The sequence below is a fragment of the Kitasatospora sp. CB01950 genome (genome assembly GCF_001905465.1).
Taxonomy (GTDB): Bacteria; Actinomycetota; Actinomycetes; order Streptomycetales; family Streptomycetaceae; genus Kitasatospora.
In genome coordinates this window covers 147,003-165,901 of sequence record NZ_LISX01000007.1, presented here as the reverse complement: position 1 = coordinate 165,901, position 18,899 = coordinate 147,003, and the positions used below count along the sequence as shown (strand labels likewise).

Sequence of the window (18,899 nt, the reverse complement as noted above, 5' to 3'; positions counted from 1 at the left end):
CGACAACTTCCGTTTCGTTCCTACAGATTGACGCCGGGTCGACGGCTACTTGCCGCTGAAGGAGGAGTTCATCGAGGCCGCCGCCTCCTTGGTCGCGGCAGCCACGTCGGCCTTGCCGGTGATGACCTTCTGGAGCATCGTCGGCACCACGTTCTGGGCGTCGATCTTCGCCCAGGCGGCGTCCTTCGGGACGAACTTGGTGCCCGCCTCGATGGTGTCGGTGAACGGCTTCAGCCACGGCTGCTTCTGCGACACCTCGGCGCGCGCCGAGGTGAGCGTCGGCAGGTTGCCCATCGCGTCGAACAGCGCCAACTGGTTCTTCTTCGAAGCGAGTTCCTTGATGAAGTCGACCGCCAGGCTGCGGTGCTGGGTGGACTTCATGACGCCCAGGTCGTTGCCGCCGGAGAACGCCGGCGCGACCTGGCCGGCCGCCGTGCCCGGCAGCGGAACGATCGCGTACTTGCCCTTCGCGGCGCCCGCCTCCACCGCGCTGCGCGAGGAGTTCGGCAGGATCGCCATGCCGGCCTTGCCCGCCGCGAACGACTCCACCGTCTTGCCGCCGGTCAGATCGGCGCACTGCTGCGCCGGACAGATCCCGTCCGTGAACAGGTCGGTGTACGCCTTCACGCCGGCCTGCGACTTCTCCGAGTCGATCGCCGAGGTGTACGCCGAACCGTTCGCCGTCGCCAGGTCACCGCCGTTCGCCCAGACGAACGGCAGCGCGCCGAAGGTGTACTTGCCGCCCACCGCGATGCCCAGCATGTCGCCGTGCGCCGAACGGACCTTCTCCGCCGCCGACTTCAGCTCCGCGTAGGTGGTCGGCGCGGACAGGCCCAGCTCGGTGAAGACGTCGGTGCGGTAGTACAGCGCGCGCACGCCCAGCCACCACGGCAGGCCGTACGTCTTGCCGTCCACCACCGCGGTGTCCTTCAGGTCCTGCGGCAGGTCCTTGCCCTCCTCCCAGCTCGCCAGGTCGGAGGTGATGTCGGCGAGGCCGCCCGAGGCGGTGTAGCCGAACAGGTCGGTGTTGCCGAACTCCACCACGTCCGGCGCGGAGGACGGGTCGTTGAACGCGCCCTTCATCTTCTCCGCGCGCGGACCGGCATCGGTCGGAATGTACGACACCTGCACCTCGACGCCCGCGTGCTTCGCCTTGAAGTCGGCGACGGCCTGCGCCACCACCTGCTCCTTCGGCGCCCGGTTCGCCTCGTCGTACAGCCAGACCTTCACGGTGCCGGTCTGCTTGTCCTCCGACGAGGCGGTCTTGGCGGTGCCCGGCGCGCAGGCCGTGGCCACGGTGCCCGCCAGCACGGCAAGGGCAGCACCACGGGCCAGCTTCTTCATGCTCAACGTCATCTCCTCGCCGAAAGCGGGATGTACCTGCACGATCCGGAGAAAACTCGGACATGCGGTGGGGGATCGGTGTGAGCGGGACATTAGAAAGCCGCCGGGCACGCCGACAAGAGCAGAGCGCGAAAGTTCTGCACTGCAAAACGATGTGCTGCGGATCTGGCACCGGACCCCGGCGCGCCGTAGCGTCACACCCCATGACCAGCACCGCCGCCGACAGCCGGCCCGCCGACCGGCCGGAACGCAACCAGTCCGCGTCGCTGCGCCGCGCCCTGGCGGTGCTCGAACACGTCCGCGACCACGCCGCGGCCGGCCGCGACCTCAGCCTGACCGCGCTCGCCGACGGGCTCGGTATGTCGAAGTCCACCGTGCTGCGGCTCGCCGCGCCGCTGGTCGACGCCCAACTGCTGGCCCGCGACCGCGACACCGGGCACTTCCGGCTCGGCCCCGGCGCCCTCCAGCTCGGCCAGGCCTACCTGGCCACCCTCGACCTGCGCACCGCCGCCTCCGAGGAGGCCCACCAGCTGATGCGCGAGGTCGGCGGCACCGTCCACCTGTGCGTCCCCGACGCGCCGTACGTGGTCTACGTCGACAAGGTCGAGAACGAGACCGCCGTCCGGATGGCCTCACGGATCGGCAGCCGCGCCCCCATGTACTGCACCGCGGTCGGCAAAGCCATGCTCGCCTGGATGCCCGAGGAGGCCATCGCCACCGTGATCGCCCACGGCCTCCCCGCGATCACCCCCCGCACCCTGACCTCGGCCGCCGCCCTGCGCACCGAACTCACCCGCATCCGCACCCGCGGCTACGCCGTCGACGACCGCGAGAACGAACCCGAGGTCCGCTGCATCGCCGCCCCCGTGTTCGACCACAACAACACCGTCATCGGCGCCATCTCCACCTCCGCCCTCACCTCCCGCATCACCGCCGCCCGCGCCCGCGAACTCGGCCCGGTCGTCGCCGCCACCGCCGCGAGAGTGTCGAAGACCATGGGCTCCACCCGCTGACGCGTCAGGCCTCGACGGGGGTTGCGGGGGTGCGGCGGAGTCTGGTGCCGAGGCGGTCGAGGGCGATGACGAGGGCGGCGAGGACGACGAATTCGAGGGTGAGCTGGATCATTTGGAGGCCGACCCAGCCGTAGCCCTTCTCGGTGGGGTCGAGGAAGAAGTAGGGGTAGCGGAGAGGGAAGTCCGGGAAGGCGATGGCGCGGGCCTCGGTGAGGAAGGCGTAGCCGAGGGGGTAGGAGAGCCAGAGCGGGAGGTCGCGCCAGCGGGAGGCGTTGCGGGGGGAGAGTACCAGCCAGTCCGCGAGGACCATCAGCGGGGTGGTGTAGTGCAGGAAGAAACTCGACCAGTGCTGGAGGCGGTCGGGGCCGGAGACCAGGCCGGGCAGCGGGTTCTCGCCGTGGTTGAGCAGCACGTGCGCGACGATGCCGGTGATGGTGATGTACAGGACGACGGCACCGCGCAGCCGGGGCGCGGGGGCGTCGGCGGTGCCGCGCTTGACCATCCAGTACGCCGCGCCGAGGAAGTACCCGACCACGAGCACGTTGCTCTGCAGCGTGAAGTACACCAGCGAGCTGTTGCTGAGGTAGATCCCCAGGAACGCGGACAGGGCTATGGCGCAGCGCCACCACAGGGCGGGCCGGGTCCAGACGGTCATGCGGTCACCGGTGTTCGTCTCGCTGGTGCCCCCCGTGGGCACGACTGATCGCCGCACTCTACCTGCCGGTTCGGCGGTCCGAAAAGATCACCGACCGTGGACTGGCCCGGCCCGGGCGGGAGTTCAGAGCGCCGGGTGCGCGGGGACGTGCGTGTGGCCCTCGATGCCGGCGGCGGCGCGGCCGACCAGTTGGTGCGCGAGGTCGTGGCAGGCGCGTGCCGCCGCCAGTTCCTCGCCGATGACGCTGTCGCCGTCGTCGGTCGGATTGCGGCGGGCCTCGCCGGTGCCTTGGGCCCCGGGGGCGCTGAAGCCGCTGAGCGAGGCGGTGCAGCTGGTGCGGGACTCGTCCTCGTCGAAGCTCAGGTCGACGACCCAGTGGTTCTGCATGACGTGTCACCTTCCCGTGCGCACCGGCGACGGGCGGCCGGTGCGCCTTCCTCCCAGCCTCCGCCCGCTCCCGCCACGGGGCAAGGGGCGGCGACGCGGGCGGGACGGGACGGGCGGGGTCAGGAGAAGTGCAGCTCGGGGTCGGCGACGCGGCCCGCACCGAGCGTCCGCTCGTCGTCGCGGTAGCTGCTGGACGTCCGCCACGGCCCCCGGTCGCCTTGCCGGGGCAGCCCGTCCACGGCGCGCCGGATGTAGCCGGCCGCGAAGTCCAGGAACGGCCGGGTGGCCATCGCCGGGTCGGCGACCTCGGGCCGGCAGATCTGGTGCCCCTGCCGCTCCATGTGGGCCAGCAGGCGGCAGAAGTGCTCGCACAGCAGGCCGATCTTCAGCGTCCAGGACGAGTTGGTGTAGCCGATCGCGTACGCGAAGTTGGGCACGCCGGAGAGCATCATGCCCTTGAACGCGACGGTCTCGGCGAGCCGCACGGGTTCGCCGTCCACGCTCATCGGGATGCCGCCGAACGCCTGCACGTTCAGCCCGGTCGCGGTGACCACGAGGTCGGCCTCCAGCTCCCGCCCGGACTCCAGCAGCACGCCGTTCTCGGTGAAGGTGCGGATCCGGTCGGTCACCACGTCGGCCCGGCCGGCCTTGATCGCCTTGAACAGGTCGCCGTCGGGGACGGCGCACAGCCGCTGGTCCCACGGGTCGTACGGCGGGGAGAAGTGCTCGTCCACCGGGTAGCCCTTGGGCAGTTGGCGGGCGTTGACCCAGCGGATGATCCGCCGCGCGGCCTTCGGGCGGCGCTGGCAGAACGACCAGATCGCATACTGCTGGGCGATGTTCTTGCGCCGGGCCAGCGCGTAGCCGCGCTCTTCGCCGAGCACCCGCCGCAGCAGGTTGGCGACGTGGTCGCGGCGCGGCACCGGCATGATGTACGTCGGCGTCCGCTGGAGCATCGTCACCCGCCGGGCCCGCTTCGCCATCGCGGGCACCAGCGTGACGGCGGTCGCGCCGCTGCCGATCACCAGCACGCGCCTGTCCGCCCAGTCGAGGTCCTCCGGCCAGTGCTGCGGATGGACGACCGTGCCGGTGTACTGCTCCAGGCCCGGGAACTCCGGGGTGAAGCCCTGGTCGTAGCGGTAGTAGCCCGTCGCGGAGAACAGCCAGCCGCAGGTCAGCGTCAGCTGCTCGCCGGTGTCGGCGCGCTCCACCCGGACCGTCCAGCGGGCGTCCGCCGTGGACCAGGACGCCTCCCGTATCCGGTGGTGGTAGCGGATCCGGTTCTGCAAACCGTTCTCCCGGACGGTTTCGCGCAGGTAGGACAGGATCTGCGGGGCGTCGGCGATCGACTCCTTCTCCCGCCACGGCTTGAACGCGTACCCGAAGGTGTGCAGGTCCGAGTCGGACCGGATGCCCGGGTAGCGGAACAGGTCCCAGGTGCCGCCGAGCTCGCCCCGGGCCTCCAGGATCGCGAACGACCTGCCCGGCAACTCCGTGGTCAGGTACCGGCCCGCGCCGATCCCGGAGATCCCGGCGCCGACGATCAGCACGTCCAGGTGCTCGACGGGCGCGGCGGTCCGCTCGTGCTGCGCGGCGGTGGCGGTGGACACGGGCGGCTCCCGGGAGTGGCAGGACTGGTGGGCGGAACCCAGTCATCGTCCCCACCGGGCGCGCCGGTTGCCCAGGTTCAACCTGCACCGTACTGCCCCTTCCCCGGTGCACAGTGCACCACTACCGTGACGGACATGCCGCCGCTGCCCCCGCCCCGGATCCTCCGGCTGATCCGCCAGGGCGCCGAGACCGCACTCAACCCGCCCGCCGAGTGGCTGGCCGAACTCGACGCCGCGACCCTCGCCGGCGAGACCCGGCGGCCGATCGCCGACGACCCCGTCCTCTCGGCCGGACTGCGCCGCGTCAACCGGGCCAACCTGCTGCGCTGGGCCGCCGCCAACGTCACCGCCCCCGGCGCGCCCGTCCCCGCCGCACCCGACGGCGAGGAACAGCGCCTCATCGCCCGCGACATCGTCCGCCGCGGCCTGGACGAACCCGCCCTCGACTCCTACCGGGCCGGCGAGAGCGTCGCCGTCCGCCTCTGGACCCGGATCGCCTGCTCGCTCACCACCGACCCGGACGACCTCCGCGAGCTCCTGGACGTCTCCCTGCGCTCCATCTCCGCCTTCGTCGACGTCTGCGTCGGCGAGATGTCCGCCCTGCTGCGCGCCGAACGCGCCGCACTCACCGGCTCCCACCACGCGGACCGGCTGCACGCCGTCACACTCCTGCTCGACGGCGCCCCGATCACCCGCGCCCGGGCGGAGGCCCGGCTCGGCTACCCGCTCACCGGGACGCACACCGCCGCGGTCCTGTGGGTGGACGACCTCGACCAGGACTTCGCCCAACTCGACCGCGCCGCCGACCTGTTGGCGTCCTCCGCGGGTCGCCCACCGGTCCTCGACGTCACCGCGAGCGCGGCCTCGCGCTGGGTCTGGACCGCCGCCCGCCCCTCGACCTCCGCCCTGCGCGCGGGCCTCGACCGGCTCCCCGCCGTCCGCATCGCCCTCGGCCCCACCGCCACCGGCGTCAACGGCTTCCGCCGCAGCCACCTCGACGCCCTCACCACCCAGCGCATGCTCGCCCGCCTGGCCTCCGTCCAACGCCTCGCCTCGCACGAGGACGTCGAACTCGTCGCCCTCCTCACCCAGGACCTCGACGTCGCCGACCGCTTCGTCCGCCGCGTCCTCGGCCCGCTCGACGGCCCGCCGGCCGAAGCGGTCCGCGCCTACCTCGCCGAACAGTGCAACGCGACGCGAGCGGCGGCGCGCCTCTTCACCCACCGCAACACGCTCCTGCGCCGCCTCGCCCACGCGGAGACGCTGCTCCCGCGCCCCCTCGCCGAGAACCCGCTCGAAGTGGCGGCAGCACTCGAAATCCGCCACTGGCAGCGGTAGGAGCACAACCAGGGGCGCGTGGGGGTACCTCCCGGCCCGCCAGGGCTGGGGGAGAACTGCGCGAAGCGGAAGGCTCCCAACGGCAAGGTCGCGACGCAGGACATTGACCTGCACGTGATTGCGACCTTGCGGATGTGGCGTGCGCTTGTCGCGCAGTTCCCCGCGCCCGCCTGCCCTCTACGGTGTCCGGAACCCCCGGAAGGTGACTTCGGTGCGGATCTCGAAGCCGAGGCGCTGGTACAGCCCGAGGGCGGGGTTGTCGGCGGCGACGTGGAGGAAGGGGTGCTCGCCGCGGGCGGTGATGAGGTGGACGAGGGTGGTGATGAGCGTCGCGGCGTGGCCGCGGCCGCGGGCCTCGGGGGCGGTGCAGACGGCGCTGATCTCGGTCCAGCCCGGCGGCTTGAGCCTCTCGCCGGCCATGGCCACGAGGGCGCCGTTCTCGCGGACGCCGAGGTAGGTGCCGAGTTCGATGGTGCGGGTGTGGAAGGGGCCGGGGCGGGTGCGTTCGACGAGGGCGAGCATCTCGGGGACGTCCGCAGGGCCGAGTTCGACGAGGTCCGCCGCGCGCCGGGGACGCGGGGGGCGCGGGCCGGTGTGGATCAACTGGTAGCCGCCCATGGCGAATTCGGACACCCAGTGGGAGGGCGGCAGGGCGGGGCAGTGGAAGAGGAGGGCGAAGGCGTCGGCGCCGAGGAGTTCCGCCAGGTCGTCCCAGACGCCGGCGTCGCGGTTGGCGGTGAGGGTGGAGATGCTCGCGATGTCGGGGTGGTAGCTGGCGGCCCGGCCGTGGCGGCGGGCGAGGTGGGCGTGCGGGCCGCACAGGGCAGCGGCGACGGGGTCGTCGAGGACGGCGGTGTCGCGGTCGGGCATGGTGGGTTTCCCTCCGGTCGGTCGGACGCCCTTCCATGGTCGTACAGACTGCGCGGCGGACTCTTGTTACCGGCGAGTCGCATCCCTATCATCGCCACTGTGACAGCTTTACTGTCAAACCTGGGAGGCAGCCGCCGATGACCCCCGCAACACCCCCCGTCAAGGCCGCCGGGCCGCTCGCGGGCGTCCGGGTCCTGGAGCTGGCGGGCATCGGGCCCGGCCCGTTCGCCGCGATGCTGCTCGCCGACCTGGGGGCGGACGTGGTGCGGGTGGACCGCCCGGGCGGGCAGGCGCTCGGGCCGGCCCCGGAGCGGGACCTCACCAACCGCAACAAGCGCTCGGTGGTCGTGGACCTGAAGTCCCCGGAGGGCACCGGCCTGGTGCTCGAACTCGCCGCCCGCGCCGACCTGTTGATCGAGGGCTACCGTCCGGGCGTCGCCGAACGGCTGGGCGTCGGACCGGAACAGTGCCTGGCCCGCAACCCGGCGCTGGTGTACGGCCGGATGACCGGCTGGGGCCAGTCCGGCCCGCTGGCCGACCGCGCGGGCCACGACATCACCTACCTCGCCACGTCCGGCGTCCTCGGCCTGATCGGCGACGCCGGCGGCCCCCCGGCGATCCCCGCCAACCTGCTGGGCGACTACGCGGGCGGCTCGCTGTACCTGGTGGTCGGCCTGCTGGCCGCCCTGCACCACGCCCGGTCCACCGGCGCCGGCCAGGTCGTCGACGCCGCGATCGTGGACGGCGCCGCGCACCTGTCCACCATGCTGTGGGGCCTGCTCGACGCGGGCCTCTGGCAGGACCGGCGCGGCGTCAACCTGCTGGACGGCGGCGCGCCCTGGTACGGAACCTTCGCCACCGCCGACGGGCAGTGGATGGCCGTCGGCCCGCTGGAGCCGCAGTTCTACGCCGAGTTCACCCGCCTGCTGGAGCTCGGCGACGACGCCCCCGCCCAGTACGACCTGCCCCGCTGGCCCGAGCTGCGCGAGCGGATCGCACAGCGCTTCGCCACCCGCACCCAGGCCGAGTGGAACGACCGGTTCGAGGCCCACGACGCCTGTGTCGCACCGGTCCTGACGATGCGTCAGGCCGCCGCGCACCCGCACCTGGCCGCCCGCGGCAGCTACACCGAGCAGCACGGCACCGTGCAGCCCGGCGTCGCCCCGCGGTTCTCCGCCACCCCGGCCGCGCTGCGCACCGCGCCCGCCCGTCCGGGCGAGCACACCGCCGAGGTCGCCCGCGACTGGGCCGTCCCCGCACTCGACCCGACATCCTCCTGAAGGAGAGAACCCCGTGCAGCGCGAGCTCTACACCGAGGAACACGAGGACTTCCGGGAGAGTGTCCGGGCCTTCCTCGCCAAGGAGGTCATCCCGCACCACGCCCGCTGGGAGCAGCAGGGCATCGTCGACCGTGACGCCTGGACGGCCGCCGGAAGGGCCGGGCTGCTGGGCCTCGCGGTGGACGAGCAGTACGGCGGCGGGGGCAGCCAGGACTTCCGGTTCGCCGCGGTGCTGGCCGAGGAGTTCACCCGGGTCGGCGCGAGCGGCCTGGCGATCGGCCTGCACAACGACATCATCGGCCCGTACCTGACCGGGCTGGGCACCGAGGAGCAGAAGCGGCGCTGGCTGCCGGGCTTCTGCTCGGGCGAGCTGATCGGCGCGATCGCGATGACCGAGCCCGACACCGGCTCCGACCTGCAGGCGATCCGCACCACGGCGGTCGACGCGGGCGACCACTACGTGCTGAACGGCGCGAAGACGTTCATCTCCAACGGCATCCTGGCGGACCTCGTGGTGGTGGTGGCGAAGACCACCCCCGAGGGCGGCGCGCACGGCCTGAGCCTGCTGGTGGTGGAGCGCGGCATGCCGGGCTTCGAGCGCGGCCGCAACCTCGACAAGATCGGCCAGAAGGCGCAGGACACCGCCGAGTTGTTCTTCCAGGACGTGCGGGTGCCGAAGGCCAACCTGCTCGGCGAGGAGAACCAGGGCTTCCTGTACCTGATGCGCAACCTCGCGCAGGAGCGGCTGGCGATCGCGGTCGCGGCGATCGCCGGCGCCGAGTTCCTGGTGGAGGAGACCATCGGGTACGTGAAGCAGCGCACCGCGTTCGGCCGCCCGCTGGCCAAGCTCCAGCACGTCCGGTTCGAGATCGCCGAGCTGGCCACCGAGTGCGCCGTCACCCGGGCCTTCGTGGACCGGTGCGTGCTGGAGCACAACCGGTACAACCTGACGCCGGCGGACGCCTCGATGGCCAAATGGTGGGCCACCGAGCTGCAGAAGCGGACCGCCGACCGCTGCCTGCAACTGCACGGCGGCTCCGGCTACATGAGCGACAGCGCGGTCGCCCGGGCGTTCACCGACGGGCGCGTCCAGACCATCTACGGCGGCACCACCGAGATCATGAAAGAGATCGTCGGCCGCTCCCTGCTCGGCTGACCGACACGTCTGAAAGGCACTGACACCGTGACGACCGAAGCGTACGTCTACGACGCGATCCGCACCCCGCGCGGCCGCGGCAAGCAGACCGGCTCCCTGCACGGCACCAAGCCGATCGACCTGGTGGTCGGCCTGATCCACGAACTGCGGCGGCGGTTCCCGACCCTGGACCCGGCCGCGATCGACGACATCGTGCTCGGCGTGGTCAGCCCGATCGGCGACCAGGGCTCCGACATCGCCCGGGTCGCGGCGATCGCCGCCGGGCTGCCCGACACCGTCGCCGGCGTGCAGGAGAACCGCTTCTGCGCGTCCGGCCTGGAAGCCGTCAACCTGGCTGCGGCGAAGGTCCGTTCGGGCTGGGAGGACCTGATCCTGGCCGGCGGCGTGGAGTCGATGTCCCGGGTCCGGATGGGCTCCGACGGCGGCGCCTGGTTCGCCGACCCGATGACCGCCTACGAGACGAGCTTCATCCCGCAGGGCATCGGCGCCGACCTGATCGCCACCATCGAGGGCCTGTCCCGCACCGACGTGGACGCGTTCGCCGTCGAGTCGCAGGCCCGCGCCGCGAAGGCGCAGGCCGACGGCCTGTTCGACCGCTCGGTCGTGCCGGTGCGCGACCGCAACGGCCTGGTGGTGCTCGGCCGCGACGAGTTCATCCGCCCCGGCACCACCGTGGACACGCTGGCCTCGCTGAAGCCCTCGTTCGCGGACATCGGCGACCTCGGCGGCTTCGACGCCGTCGCGCTGCAGAAGTACCACTGGGTGGAGTCCATCGACCACGTCCACCACGCCGGCAACTCCTCCGGCATCGTGGACGGCGCGGCGCTGGTCGCGATCGGCTCGAAGGAGGTCGGCGAGCGCTACGGCCTCACCCCGCGCGCCCGGATCGTCTCCGCCGCGGTCTCCGGCTCCGAGCCGACCATCATGCTCACCGGCCCCGCCCCCGCCACCCGCAAGGCCCTCGCCAAGGCCGGCCTGACCGCCGCCGACATCGACCTGGTCGAGATCAACGAGGCGTTCGCGGCCGTCGCGCTCCGCTTCATGCGTGAACTCGGCTTCCGGCACGACCAGGTGAACGTCAACGGCGGCGCGATCGCGCTCGGCCACCCGCTCGGCGCGACCGGCGCGATGCTGATCGGCACCCTGATCGACGAGCTGGAGCGCCGCGACCTGCGCTACGGCCTGGCCACCCTGTGCGTGGGCGGCGGCATGGGCATCGCCACCGTCATCGAGCGCATCTGACCACCCGTCCACTCACGTATCCGAACAAGGACTCGACACAATGACCGACGTGAGCCCCATCCGCTGGGAGCAGGACCAGGACGGCGTGGTCACCCTCGTCCTCGACGACCCCGCGCAGTCCGCCAACACCATGAACGCCGCGTTCACCGACGCCCTCGACGCCACCGTCGAACGGCTCGCCGCCACCGCGGAGTTGACCGGCGTCATCGTCACCTCCGCGAAGAAGACCTTCTTCGCCGGCGGCGACCTCAAGCTGCTGTCCTCGGTCGGGCCGGACGACGCCGAGCAGGTGTTCGCCAACTCGATGCGGATCAAGCGCGCGCTGCGCAGGCTGGAGACCCTCGGCAAGCCGGTGGTCGCCGCGATCAACGGCGCCGCGCTCGGCGGCGGCCTGGAGATCGCCCTCGCCTGCCACCACCGGATCGCGCTGGACGCCCCCGGCAGCAAGATCGGCCTGCCCGAGGTCACCCTCGGCCTGCTGCCCGGCGGCGGCGGCGTGGTCCGCACCGTGCGGATGCTCGGCATCACCGACGCCCTGCTGAAGGTCCTGCTGCAGGGCCGCCAGTACCGTCCCGCGCAGGCCCTGCAGAACGGCCTGGTGCACGAACTCGCCTCCACCACCGAGGAGATGCTCGCGCAGGCCCGCGCGTTCATCGCCGCCAACCCGGTCAGCGTGCAGCCCTGGGACGCCAAGGGCTACAAGATCCCCGGCGGCACCCCCGCCACCCCCGCGCTCGCCGCCAACCTGCCCGCCTTCCCCGCCAACCTGCGCAAGCAGCTGAACGGCGCGCCCTACCCGGCGCCGCGCAACATCCTGGCGGCGGCCGTGGAGAGCTCGCAGGTCGACGTGGACACCGCGTTCGTCATCGAGGCCCGGTACTTCACCGAGCTGGCCTGCGGCGCGACCTCCAAGAACATGATCCAGGCCTTCTTCTTCGACATGCAGGCCGTCAACTCCGGTGTCTCCCGCCCGGATGCGGTGCCCGCCCGGAAGGCGTCGAAGGTCGCCGTGCTGGGCGCCGGCATGATGGGCGCGGGCATCGCGTACTCGTGCGCGCAGGCCGGCCTGGACGTGCTGCTGAAGGACGTCACACTGGAGGCCGCCGAACGCGGAAAGGCCTACTCGGCGGGCCTGTTGGACAAGCAGGTGAGCCGCGGGCGGCTGTCCGCCGAGGAACGTGACGAGTTCCTCGCCCGGATCACCCCCACCGCGGACCCGACCGCGCTGGCCGGCTGCGACACCGTCATCGAGGCGGTCTTCGAGAACCCCGAGCTCAAGCACAAGGTGTTCCAGGAGATCCAGCACGTGGTCGCCCCCGACGCGCTGCTCTGCTCCAACACCTCCACCCTGCCCATCGGCCTGCTCGCCGAGGGCGTCGAGCGGCCCGCCGACTTCATCGGCCTGCACTTCTTCTCGCCGGTCGACAAGATGCCGCTGGTCGAGATCATCCGCGGCCCGGAGACCGGCGACCAGGCGCTCGCGCACGCCTTCGACCTGGTCCGGCAGATCCGCAAGACCCCGATCGTGGTCAACGACTCCCGCGGCTTCTTCACCTCCCGCGTCATCGGCCAGTTCCTCAACGAGGGCGTCGCGATGATCGGCGAGGGCCTCGACCCGTCCTCCGTCGAACAGGCCGCCGCGCAGGCCGGCTACCCCGCGAAGGTGCTGTCGCTGCTGGACGAGCTCACCCTCACCCTGCCGCGCAAGATCCGCAACGAGTCGCGCCGCGCCGTCGAGGAGGCCGGCGGCACCTGGACCGAGCACCCCGGCGAGATCGTCATGGACCGGATGCTCGACGAGTTCCAGCGCCCCGGCCGCAGCGGCGGCGCGGGCTTCTACGACTACGTCGACGGCCGCCGCACCCGCCTGTGGCCCGGCCTGCGCGAGCATTTCGGTAAAGACAAGCACAGCGTCCGGCCCGGCGCGGAGATCCCGTTCGAGGACATGAAGGAGCGGATGCTCTTCTCCGAGACCCTCGACTCGATCCGCTGCCTGGACGAGAACGTGCTGACCTCGGTCGCCGACGCCAACATCGGCTCCATCCTCGGCATCGGCTTCCCCGCCTGGACCGGCGGCGTCCTGCAGTACGTCAACGGCTACCCGGGCGGGCCGGCCGGCTTCGTCGCCCGCGCCCGGGAACTCGCCGCCGCGTACGGCGAGCGCTTCACCCCGCCGGCGTCGCTGGTCGCCCTCGCCGAGAGCGGCGGCCGCTACCGCGACTGACCCCTACTGGCCCGCCCGCTCCGCCGGGCGGGCCAGCTCCTCCGCCAGCGAACGCTGGAACGCCGTCACCAGCGCCTGCACCACCATCGGCTGGATCCGGTCGGTCAACTCCCGCATCCGCTCCAACTCCTCCGGCCCCGGGTCGCTCTCCCGGTACGGACGCCACACGGTGTCCCGGAACAGCCGGTGCAGATCGTGCGCCGTCGCCTGGCTGTGCAGCCGCACCACCGCCCGCGCCGCCACCAGCGTCTCCAACGGGATCGGCACGTCCAACACCCGCACGCCCAGCGGCAGCAGCCCCGGCTCCACCTTGAACACGTCCGGATCCTCGGTGCGGTGCAGCGCCCCCATCGCCGCCAGGCCGTCCAGGTCCGCGTCCGACAGCGCCCGCCCGGTCCGCCGCTCCAGCTGCGCCCGGGTGGCCTCCTCCGCCGACTCCGGCGTCCACGAGGCGACCAGCGCCCGGTGGATCGCCAAGTCCAACTCGCCGATGTCCGACGGAAGTTGCGCCAGATACCGATCGATCGCGGCCAGCGTCAGCCCCTGCCGCTGCAACTCCTCGATCAACTCCAGCCGCCCCAGGTGCTCGGCCCCGTACAGCCCCACCCGCCGCGGCCCCAGCTCCGGCGGCGGCAGCAGCCCCTTCGCCCCGTAGAACCGCAACGTCCTGACCGTCACCCCGGCCCGCGCAGCCAGCTCGTCCACCGTGAACCGCAGCTCCGCGCCACCCATCGAACCCCAGCCCTCACACCAGCACCACTGTGACACCAGCAGTGTGACACCGGTCTCGCCCGGCGGTCCATGGCCCCGCCGGGCGGGCGGGCCGGTGCCCCGATCAGCCCTGGGGGAGCAGCTCGGCGTGGTGGCGGCGGGTGACTTCCGGGTGGGCTCGGCTGAATCCCTTCAATTCGTTCTCGCCAAAGTCTGCATACAGAGGATTCGAAGGGTCCTGGGTGATGCCGGGTGCGTGGTGGGCGTGCGGGAAGTCGACGGGGGTGATGTGGGCGTCGAGGCGGGGGTTGTAGAAGAACGGGACGGAGTAGCGTTCGCGGGCGCCCGAGGGGGAGAGGACGCGGTGGCTGGTGGCCTTGAGGTAGCCGTCGGTGGCGACTTCGAGGAGTTCGCCGAGGTTGACGACGAAGGCGCCGTCCAGCGGGGGGACGTCGAGGAAGGTGCCGTCGGGGCGTTCGACCTGGAGGCCGCCGACGGTGTCCTGCAGGAGCAGGGTGATGAAGCCGTAGTCCTTGTGGGTGCCGACGCCCTGTTCGGCGCCGTCGGGGGCGGTGCCCGGGTAGCGGACCAGCTTCAGGTGCAGGTGGGGGTGCGGGGCGAAGGCGTCGTCGTAGAAGTCCGGGCGGGCGCCGATCGAGGCGAGGAGTTCGTGCAGCAGCCGGCGGGCGACCTCGTCGAGGCGGTCGATCCAGTGCAGGGACGCGGTGCGCAGCTCCGGGAGCGCGGCGGGCCACTGGTTGGGCCCCTCCAGCCACCAGTACGCGGGCTCGCCGGGCGCGGGCACGTGCGGCGGCAGTTCGGGGCCGATGTCGAGCTGGTCGCGCCAGTCCCGGCTGCCGCCGGTGCGTTCGTCGCCGGTGCGCGTGTAGCCGCGGAAATGCGGGGAGTTGAGGTTGCTGACGGACAGTCGGTCGGCCTCGGGGAGCGCGAAGAAGGCGCGCATCGCGGAGGTGAGGTCGGCGGTCTCGGCGGCGGTCGCGCCGTGGCCGACGAGCTGGAAGAAACCGACTCCGGTGGCGGCCTCCCGCAGCTCGCGGTGGAGCCGGGCGCGCTCGGCGGGGGTGCCGTCGGCGAGCGAGAGGTCGATGACGGGGAGAGCGGTCGGGTGCTGCATCGTCATGGGTGCGCGTCCACGGGGAAAGGCCCGGCCGTCACGGCGGGTCGCGCCGGACGTGCCGGGGTGGCGGGTGCCCGGGCGGTCGGGTGGACCGCGAGGGGCTGGTGAGGGTGGAAGGGCGATCAGCCGGAGCGTCGACAGGACATGCTCGTGACGCGGAGCAGGTCCACGTGGCGACGGCTGACAAGAAGAAGCACCCTGCCAGGCTACAACCCCCGCCCGAACGGATTCCGAAAAATGACAGGATTCGGTCAACCGGTCGTTCGGTTCCTCGGCGCGCGCCCGCCTCAGTAGCCGGTCGAGCCGTCGATGCGTTCGCGGAGCAGGTCGGCGTGGCCGTTGTGGCGGGCGTACTCGGCGAGCATGCCCAGGAGGATGCGGCGCAGGGAGACCGGTTGGCCGGTGGACTTCTGGATGCCGGTGGCGTCGAGGGAGGGGGCCTCGGCGACGATCCGGCGGGAGGTCTCGACCTGGGCGCGCCAGACGGCGAGGGCCTCGGCGAAGTCGCCGTCCAGGCGTTCGAAGTCCTGGTCCGGGTCGTCGTCGGAGTAGAACTGGAGCGGCCGGCTCTCGTCGCCGGCGAACTGGATCTCCAGCCACCACTGCTCGACCCCCGCCAGGTGCCGCACCAGCCCGTGCAGGCTCAGCCCCGAGGGCGGCACCGCGAGGTCGGACAGCCGCTCCGCCGGGACGCCCGCGCACTTCAGCGCGAAGGTCTCGCGGTGGAAGTCCAGGAAGGCGGTGAGGAGTTCACGCTCGTCGCCGACCAGCGGCGGGGTGGTGCGGCTCTCCGCATCCGTCCAGGCGGGGGAGAGGTGCTGCGGCGGGGGCGTCGGTTCGGTCGTCATGGCCGACAGCCTGTCAGACCCCTCCGACAGTGCGATCAGTGCTTGCGGGGCTCGCCCCGGTAGGTGCCGAACGACCAGCGGTTGCCCTCCGGGTCGCGCACCGTGAAGTCCCGCGAACCGTAGTCGGTGTCGTGCAGCTCCGCCGTCACCTGCGCCCCCGCGGCGACCGCCCGCCGGAACAGCCCGTCCGGGTCGTCCGTCACCACGTACGCGCCGAACGTGCCGGGCTTGAGCGGCCACGAGTCGCCCCCGGCCTCCGACGAGGGCTCCTTCGCCGAGCCGAGCATGATCCCCCCGCCGGGCGGCCACGCCAACTCCGCGTGCAGCACCCGGTCCCCGTCCGTGTACACGGACGTCGCCTCGAACCCGAACGCCTCGACCAGGAACGCGATCAACGCCCGGGCGTCCCGCGCCCGCAACGTCGGCCACACCTGCGGCGGCGGGGTAACGCCAGCGGCCCCGGTCATCTCCGACCTCCTCCACGATCCGGCTGCGACGGCGGCCCCCACCCTAGGACGCCACCGCAGGTCAGAAGGCCTCGCCGCGCCGAAGAGCTGACGGACCGTCAGGTGGCGGTGGCGGGTCGGCCGTCGAGCTGGTCGCGGATGCGGCGGGAGGGGCTGAAGACGTAGAGGTCGAGGATCGCGGGCATGTCGGCGAGGCCGGGGCCGCCGGCCTCGATCCAGGCGGTGATGTCGGCGGAGGCGTCCAGGTCGTTGACCAGGCCGAGCCACACCGGCCGCCCACCGGCCTTGCGGCCCTGCGCGGAGGGCTGGACGACGATGACGTTGCCGTGCTCGCACGCGTCCAGGCAGCCCACGGGCCGCACGGTCGCCGTCGTGGCGAGCGCGGCGCGCAGGCCGGTGAGCTGGGCGGCGTGGTCGATGCGGGGGATCTTCGGGGTGCCGCAGCAGCAGCCGCGGCAGACGGTGACGGTGCAGCGGGCCGCCGCCCCGGCGGCGGGGGCGGCTGCCTTCTCGCGGGAGCGGCGGCTCATCGCCGGCCCTCGGCGGCGGCGCGCTTCCAGGCCGCGTCGCGCAGCAGGCGCAGGCCGTTGAGGCCGACGACGACGGTGGAGCCCTCGTGGCCGAGCACGCCCAGCGGCAGGGGCAGGGTGGCGACCAGGTCCCAGACCACCAGGACGGTGATGAACACCGACGCGATCACGAGGTTCTGCACGACCAGGGAGCGGGCGCGGCGGGAGAGGGCGACGACGGCGGGGACGGTGGCGAGCTCGTCGCGCACGATCACGGCGTCGGCGGTCTCCAGGGCGAGGTCGGAGCCGGCCCGGCCCATGGCGATGCCGGTGTGGGCGGCGGCCAGGGCGGGGGCGTCGTTGACGCCGTCGCCGACCACCAGGACCTTGCGTCCGGCGGCCTCCAGTTCCTTGACGGCGGCGACCTTGTCCTGCGGGAGCAGCCCGGCGCGGACGTCGGCGATGCCGGCCTCCTCGGCCAGGCGCTTCGCGGCGCGCGGGTTGTCGCCGGTCAGCAGGACCGGGGCGGTGCCGGTGAGCGAGGCCAGCGCGCCGACGGTGGCGGCGGCGTCGGGGCGCAGGCGGTCGGCGATGCCCAGGACGCCCACCGGGACGCCGTCGGCCTCGACGACGACGGCGGTGCGGCCAGCCTCCTCCAGCTCGGCGGCCACGGCCACGGCCACGGCCACGGCGGCGGCGCGGGCGGCGGCGGCGGGGTCTGCGGCGGGGTCTGCGGCCGGGTCGGCGGAGCCGAGGAGGCGGGCGGGAGCGCCGACGGCCACCGTGCGGCCGTCGACGGTGGCGCGGACGCCGACGCCGGGGGTGGAGGCGAACTCCTCCGGGACGGCGAGGGGGAGGCGGCGGATGCGGGCGGCGTCCACGACGGCGCGGGCGAGCGGGTGCTCACTGGGGTGCTCGGCCGAGGCGGCCAGCACCAGCAACCGTTCCTCCGTCACCCCGGCGCCGGCCAGCGGGCGGACGTCGGTGACGCGCGGGGTGCCCTCGGTGAGGGTGCCGGTCTTGTCGAGGGCGACGGCGTCGACCTGCCCGAGGCGCTCCATGACGACGGCGGACTTCACCAGCACGCCGTGCCGACCGGAGTTGGCGATCGCGGACAGCAGCGGCGGCATGGTGGCCAGGACCACCGCGCACGGCGAGGCGACGATCATGAAGGTCATCGCGCGCAGCAGCGAGTCGGTGAAGGCGGCCCCGATCAGCAGCGGGACCGCGAACACCAGCAGGGTGGCGGCGACCATGCCCAGCGAGTACCGCTGTTCGACCTTCTCGATGAACAGCTGGGTGGGGGCCTTGGTCCCGGAGGCCTCCTCGACCATCTTCACGATCCGGGCGATCACCGAGTCCGAGGCGTCCCGCTCGACCTTCACCCGCAGCGCGCCGGTGCCGTTCAGCGTGCCGGCGAACACCTCGTCGCCCACGTGCTTGGCCACCGGCAGCGGCTCGCCGGTGATGGTCGCCTGGTCGACGTCGCTCGCGCCGTCCAGGACCCGCCCGTCCGCGCCGATCCGCTCGCCCGGGCGCACCAGCACGGTGTCGCCGACGGCCAGCTCCTCCAGCGGGACGCTCTCCTCGCCGCCGTCGTCCAGCAGCCGTGTCGCCGTGGCCGGGGCGAGGTCGAGCAGGCCGCGCACCGAGTCGGCGGTGCGCGCGGTGGCGATCGCCTCCAGTGCGCCGGAGGTGGCGAAGATGACGATCAGCAGCGCGCCGTCCATCACCTGCCCGACCGCCGCCGCACCCAGCGCCGCCACGATCATCAGCAGGTCGACGTCGAGCGTCTTCTCGCGCAGCGCCTGCAGCCCCGCCCACCCGGGCTCCCACCCGCCGGTGGCGTAGGCGAGCGCGAACAACGGGCCCCAGGTCCAGGCCGGGGCGCCGGCCGGCTGCAACGGCAGCGCCGCCAGGAACAGCACCAGCGACGCCGCGGCCCACCGGACCTCCGGCAACGCGAAGACCCGGGTGCGCCGCCGGGGCGCCGCGTCGGCAGTCGCGGGCGCCCGGACAGGGCGCTCGATCAGGGTGGAGGAAGGCATGGCGGACGGGACCCCTTCACGCAGGCCGTGGGGCGGTACGACGATGCTTCCGACAATAC

At 72.8% G+C, this 18,899-nt stretch carries 18 protein-coding genes; 6 read left to right on the top strand and 12 right to left on the bottom strand.

What is annotated here, in order from left to right; translation table 11 throughout:
* Positions 1–45: 45 nt before the first annotated feature.
* Entirely contained in the window at positions 46–1,344 is a 1,299-nt protein-coding gene (locus AMK19_RS19410) for a sugar ABC transporter substrate-binding protein (protein WP_073813335.1), read from the bottom strand.
* Between the two features lie 203 nt (positions 1,345–1,547).
* On the opposite strand from AMK19_RS19410, the gene AMK19_RS19405 reads away from it, so the two are divergent.
* A complete protein-coding gene (locus tag AMK19_RS19405) occupies positions 1,548–2,357 on the top strand; it encodes an IclR family transcriptional regulator (protein ID WP_073813333.1) in 810 nt (269 codons plus the stop codon).
* A gap of 4 nt (positions 2,358–2,361) precedes the next feature.
* On the opposite strand, the gene AMK19_RS19400 is transcribed toward AMK19_RS19405, so the two are convergent.
* The 3 genes from AMK19_RS19400 to AMK19_RS19390 all read right to left on the bottom strand — a co-directional run bounded on the left by AMK19_RS19400 (position 2,362) and on the right by AMK19_RS19390 (position 5,009).
* Positions 2,362–3,012 (bottom strand): Pr6Pr family membrane protein, encoded by a 651-nt coding sequence (locus AMK19_RS19400; RefSeq protein WP_073813331.1) that lies wholly within the window; start codon positions 3,010–3,012, stop codon positions 2,362–2,364.
* Positions 3,013–3,135: 123 nt separating this feature from the next.
* Positions 3,136–3,399, bottom strand: coding sequence for a DUF1876 domain-containing protein (locus tag AMK19_RS19395; protein ID WP_073813329.1), 264 nt, complete (start codon positions 3,397–3,399; stop codon positions 3,136–3,138).
* Between the two features lie 119 nt (positions 3,400–3,518).
* A complete protein-coding gene (locus AMK19_RS19390) occupies positions 3,519–5,009 on the bottom strand; it encodes a flavin-containing monooxygenase (RefSeq protein WP_073813327.1) in 1,491 nt (496 codons plus the stop codon).
* A gap of 135 nt (positions 5,010–5,144) precedes the next feature.
* On the opposite strand from AMK19_RS19390, the gene AMK19_RS19385 reads away from it, so the two are divergent.
* Positions 5,145–6,347 (top strand): PucR family transcriptional regulator, encoded by a 1,203-nt coding sequence (locus AMK19_RS19385; protein WP_073813325.1) that lies wholly within the window; start codon positions 5,145–5,147, stop codon positions 6,345–6,347.
* A gap of 177 nt (positions 6,348–6,524) precedes the next feature.
* Here AMK19_RS19385 and AMK19_RS19380 read toward each other — a convergent pair whose 3' ends face one another.
* On the bottom strand, positions 6,525–7,217 hold the full coding sequence (locus AMK19_RS19380) for a GNAT family N-acetyltransferase (protein WP_073813323.1): 693 nt from the start codon (positions 7,215–7,217) through the stop codon (positions 6,525–6,527).
* A gap of 137 nt (positions 7,218–7,354) precedes the next feature.
* Between AMK19_RS19380 and AMK19_RS19375 the strand changes: the two genes are divergently transcribed.
* From AMK19_RS19375 to AMK19_RS19360, 4 genes are read left to right on the top strand one after another with little or no spacing between them, the layout of a single operon-like run.
* Positions 7,355–8,497: a CaiB/BaiF CoA transferase family protein gene (locus AMK19_RS19375; protein WP_073813321.1), complete on the top strand. Its 1,143-nt coding sequence runs from the start codon at positions 7,355–7,357 to the stop codon at positions 8,495–8,497.
* Positions 8,498–8,510: 13 nt separating this feature from the next.
* Complete coding sequence (locus tag AMK19_RS19370) at positions 8,511–9,653, top strand: acyl-CoA dehydrogenase family protein (RefSeq protein WP_073813319.1); 1,143 nt, start codon at positions 8,511–8,513, stop codon at positions 9,651–9,653.
* 27 nt (positions 9,654–9,680) lie between these two features.
* A complete protein-coding gene (locus AMK19_RS19365; protein WP_073813317.1) occupies positions 9,681–10,895 on the top strand; it encodes an acetyl-CoA C-acetyltransferase in 1,215 nt (404 codons plus the stop codon).
* Positions 10,896–10,935: 40 nt separating this feature from the next.
* Positions 10,936–13,119 (top strand): 3-hydroxyacyl-CoA dehydrogenase NAD-binding domain-containing protein, encoded by a 2,184-nt coding sequence (locus AMK19_RS19360; protein WP_073813314.1) that lies wholly within the window; start codon positions 10,936–10,938, stop codon positions 13,117–13,119.
* A gap of 3 nt (positions 13,120–13,122) precedes the next feature.
* Here AMK19_RS19360 and AMK19_RS19355 read toward each other — a convergent pair whose 3' ends face one another.
* From AMK19_RS19355 to AMK19_RS19330, 7 genes are all read right to left on the bottom strand, one after another.
* Positions 13,123–13,851: a MerR family transcriptional regulator gene (locus AMK19_RS19355; protein WP_073813312.1), complete on the bottom strand. Its 729-nt coding sequence runs from the start codon at positions 13,849–13,851 to the stop codon at positions 13,123–13,125.
* A 103-nt stretch (positions 13,852–13,954) separates the two neighbouring features.
* Positions 13,955–14,971, bottom strand: coding sequence for an isopenicillin N synthase family dioxygenase (locus AMK19_RS19350; RefSeq protein ID WP_073813310.1), 1,017 nt, complete (start codon positions 14,969–14,971; stop codon positions 13,955–13,957).
* Positions 14,972–15,090: 119 nt separating this feature from the next.
* Positions 15,091–15,165: a putative leader peptide gene (locus AMK19_RS38640; protein WP_354644872.1), complete on the bottom strand. Its 75-nt coding sequence runs from the start codon at positions 15,163–15,165 to the stop codon at positions 15,091–15,093.
* 90 nt (positions 15,166–15,255) lie between these two features.
* Complete coding sequence (locus AMK19_RS19345) at positions 15,256–15,816, bottom strand: DinB family protein (RefSeq protein WP_073813309.1); 561 nt, start codon at positions 15,814–15,816, stop codon at positions 15,256–15,258.
* A gap of 35 nt (positions 15,817–15,851) precedes the next feature.
* Positions 15,852–16,283, bottom strand: a complete 432-nt coding sequence (locus tag AMK19_RS19340; RefSeq protein WP_073813307.1) for a VOC family protein — start codon at positions 16,281–16,283, stop codon at positions 15,852–15,854.
* A gap of 98 nt (positions 16,284–16,381) precedes the next feature.
* A complete protein-coding gene (locus AMK19_RS19335) occupies positions 16,382–16,813 on the bottom strand; it encodes a hypothetical protein (protein ID WP_073813305.1) in 432 nt (143 codons plus the stop codon).
* Positions 16,810–18,840: a heavy metal translocating P-type ATPase gene (locus tag AMK19_RS19330; RefSeq protein ID WP_073813303.1), complete on the bottom strand. Its 2,031-nt coding sequence runs from the start codon at positions 18,838–18,840 to the stop codon at positions 16,810–16,812. Before AMK19_RS19330 ends, AMK19_RS19335 begins: the two co-directional genes overlap by 4 nt.
* Between the last annotated feature and the right edge of the window lie 59 nt (positions 18,841–18,899).

Excerpts from the sequence above, each read along its gene's own strand:
- AMK19_RS19410 (WP_073813335.1), bottom strand. The coding sequence starts at position 1,344 with ATGAAGAAGCTGGCCCGTGGTGCTGCCCTTGCCGTGCTGGCGGGCACC.
- AMK19_RS19405 (WP_073813333.1), top strand. The coding sequence starts at position 1,548 with ATGACCAGCACCGCCGCCGACAGCCGGCCCGCCGACCGGCCGGAACGC.
- AMK19_RS19400 (WP_073813331.1), bottom strand. The coding sequence starts at position 3,012 with ATGACCGTCTGGACCCGGCCCGCCCTGTGGTGGCGCTGCGCCATAGCC.
- AMK19_RS19395 (WP_073813329.1), bottom strand. The coding sequence starts at position 3,399 with ATGCAGAACCACTGGGTCGTCGACCTGAGCTTCGACGAGGACGAGTCC.
- AMK19_RS19385 (WP_073813325.1), top strand. The coding sequence starts at position 5,145 with ATGCCGCCGCTGCCCCCGCCCCGGATCCTCCGGCTGATCCGCCAGGGC.
- AMK19_RS19380 (WP_073813323.1), bottom strand. The coding sequence starts at position 7,217 with ATGCCCGACCGCGACACCGCCGTCCTCGACGACCCCGTCGCCGCTGCC.
- AMK19_RS19375 (WP_073813321.1), top strand. The coding sequence starts at position 7,355 with ATGACCCCCGCAACACCCCCCGTCAAGGCCGCCGGGCCGCTCGCGGGC.
- AMK19_RS19360 (WP_073813314.1), top strand. The coding sequence starts at position 10,936 with ATGACCGACGTGAGCCCCATCCGCTGGGAGCAGGACCAGGACGGCGTG.
- AMK19_RS19355 (WP_073813312.1), bottom strand. The coding sequence starts at position 13,851 with ATGGGTGGCGCGGAGCTGCGGTTCACGGTGGACGAGCTGGCTGCGCGG.
- AMK19_RS19350 (WP_073813310.1), bottom strand. The coding sequence starts at position 14,971 with ATGACGATGCAGCACCCGACCGCTCTCCCCGTCATCGACCTCTCGCTC.
- AMK19_RS19345 (WP_073813309.1), bottom strand. The coding sequence starts at position 15,816 with ATGACGACCGAACCGACGCCCCCGCCGCAGCACCTCTCCCCCGCCTGG.
- AMK19_RS19340 (WP_073813307.1), bottom strand. The coding sequence starts at position 16,283 with ATGACCGGGGCCGCTGGCGTTACCCCGCCGCCGCAGGTGTGGCCGACG.
- AMK19_RS19335 (WP_073813305.1), bottom strand. The coding sequence starts at position 16,813 with ATGAGCCGCCGCTCCCGCGAGAAGGCAGCCGCCCCCGCCGCCGGGGCG.
- AMK19_RS19330 (WP_073813303.1), bottom strand. The coding sequence starts at position 18,840 with ATGCCTTCCTCCACCCTGATCGAGCGCCCTGTCCGGGCGCCCGCGACT.